Origin of the sequence: Desulfobacter sp. UBA2225 (genome assembly GCF_002348205.1) — a bacterium.
Lineage (GTDB): Bacteria > Desulfobacterota > Desulfobacteria > Desulfobacterales > Desulfobacteraceae > Desulfobacter > Desulfobacter postgatei.
The window spans coordinates 1-2,583 of record NZ_DDYV01000107.1; the positions used below are offsets into that span (position 1 = coordinate 1).

Below are 2,583 nucleotides of genomic sequence, written 5' to 3' on the forward strand. Positions count from 1 at the left end.
ACATTGGGTGTCTGGGGCTGGGAGAGGGTCGAGACATCTGCCAGACGGTCCAGAATCGTCTCAACACGAAGGCTTGTATCCGTGCTTTGTGCTACTGCATCATAGATATAGGTTTTCAACTCCCTGATATTCCCCGGAAACGGGTGGGCTGCCAAAACGGCTGCAAACTGTTGCCCGGTTTCAACAACAGGTTTGCCCATGGCTTTAGCGGCCTGATCCCTTAAATAGGCAGCAATCAAAGGGATGTCCTCTTTGCGTTCCCGCAACGGGGGAACCTGGATCAGGATCGGCTCCCGGCTGCTGGAGATGGATTCAATATATTGGAAAAGCCCGATCATCGTAGGATTTTGGGTAATGATGCGCTGGAAATGTTCCGGAGATTTGAGATTCCGGTTAAATGAGACCCCTTTAAGAGTGAAAACCTCATTTCTCAATGCGCAGATTTCCAGGGCATTTCGCAGTGCCGAGGCAAAGGTATTCATATTGATGGGCTTGACCAGATAGTCATGGGCGCCTTGCTTTAAACATTCAACAGCGCTTTCAATCTCGGAATTGGCCGTGATGATTACCACGGGAATGTGGGGATGGGTTATCCGGAGCTCTTTTAATACCTCAAAGCCCGATTTATGGGGCATATTCAGATCAAGAAAAAGGACACACACACCAAGGTCGGCCATCACAGCAGGCAAACGTCGGCTGTCCCGGACCTGAACCACCTGGTTGACGCCCATGGAGGTGAGCAAAAAACCATACGCGTCAAGTTCTGATCTTTCATCGTCCACCAGAACCACCGGAACCGTTGAATGGCTGAAATTAATCATGATTTTCCTTGTTGTCCTTTGCTGGGTTTTCGCCTGATCCGTTCTCACCTGGGGAGAGGGGCAGGCAGATCCTGAACATGACTCCTGTGTAACGGTTTTCTACATGAATCGTACCTTTCATCTCTTTTTCCACGATCATTTTAGCCATGTACAGGCCAATGCCCGTGCCTGTGGCCGTTCCCTTGGTGGTGAAATAGGGCGTAAATATCTTTTCCAGCAAATGGGAGGGAATCCCGCAGCCCGTATCTCTGATCTCCAGGCAGATCTCATAACTGTTTTTGAAAACAGCCAGGTTGATTAACTTGTGAACCGTTCGATCCGGGGAGTTGGCCTGGCGTTCGTTAATGGCATCCTTGGCGTTGGAAATGATGTTGACCAGGACATGAACAAATTCATTTTTATAGCCGAGGATGGGCATGGTAACCTCCGCGTCGGCCAGATCCAGGTCCAGCGTGATATTGTTCTGTCTTAGCTGGGGTTCTACCAACTTAACGGCACTTTGTATCGCATCCATCATCTCAAAGGTCTGTTTATTTTTGGACGGCCTGAAATATTCCCTGAAATCGTTGATGGTTCTTGACATAAACTGAATCTGGGTATCGGCCTCCCGGACTAGTTTTTCAATGAACGGGGCTGAAATCATCTGGTTATAAAAGGCCGGGGTCAGGGAGGCGATATATGAGGACAGGGCATTAAGCGGCTGTCGCCACTGGTGGGCAATGGCGGACAGCATTTCACCCATGGCTGCCATTTTCTGAGCCTGACGCAGGCTTTGCTCGGCATTGACCCGTTTTGAAATGTCCCATATACTGTACACTTTGACCATTTCCCGGTCCAGTTTCAACGTGGATATCCCGATCTCAGCCGGGAACTCCGAACCATCCGCCCGGTTGAATGTCCATTTAAGCACATCGGATCCACCCGAAGGGTGAGACTGCTCAAGCTGAGTGAGTTTGAGCTTTGTGGCAGTGCCGTCCATCTGGATGGCGGGGGAGAGATCCTGCATGGTCCGGCCGATGATTTTATCTTCGGCAAGCCCAAACATATTCAATGCTTTTTGATTACATTCGATATAGATCCCGTTTCTTGTAAGCATAATGGCATTGGTGGCCATATTAAAAAGGGTTCGGTAGCGGGTCTCAAGCTCTTTTCTGCGAATGATTTCCCCTCGAAGATCTTTATCTTTTCCCGAAACGATGGCCTCAAACCTGTTTTTGGAAATAAACAGAATCAAGGCGAACCCGCCCACGGTGAGAAATAACAGCAGGGCTAAAATGCCTAAAATTTTCAGAACCATGGCCATGGCAAAGAGCATGCCCGTATTTTTGGACAGAGCCAGGGCCTCTTCCTGATCCACGTTGGTGCAAAGGTACCATCCGGTATCCGTCAGTTTATGAAAGCTGAGCATTCGATCCCTGTAGGAGAAAGAGCCCGCATCCCGTCCGGGAAAATATGAACCGAACGTTGAAAGGGCGGGATCGGATTCCTGGATTTTGGTGGTCATCATCAGGCTTTTGTTCTGGTGAACCAGTATGGTGCCCTGGCTGTCAATGATAAAGGCGTATCCGTATTTGCCGATGCGCAAATCCATGACCGAAGCCTGCAGGGTATCAAGGATGATGTTGGCGCTCAAAACTCCTATCGCCTCGTTATTATGGACCAGGGGCACCACCACGGCAATGACCATCTTCCAGAAGCCCTGGTCCATAAAAGGCCGGGTTAGCGTCAGTTTTTTTTCTTCCATGGCCCGCCTGTACCAGGG

2 protein-coding genes are annotated in these 2,583 nt (G+C 49.7%); both read right to left on the reverse strand.

Annotated features, from left to right (window positions below):
- Positions 1-821 (reverse strand): response regulator (locus B3D59_RS05900; protein WP_286818392.1); only part of this gene is annotated, 821 nt, incomplete at its 3' end.
- Positions 814-2,583, reverse strand: a 1,770-nt coding sequence (locus B3D59_RS05905) for an ATP-binding protein (protein ID WP_286818393.1), incomplete at its 5' end; no start/stop codon positions are given. The genes B3D59_RS05905 and B3D59_RS05900, both read right to left, overlap by 8 nt.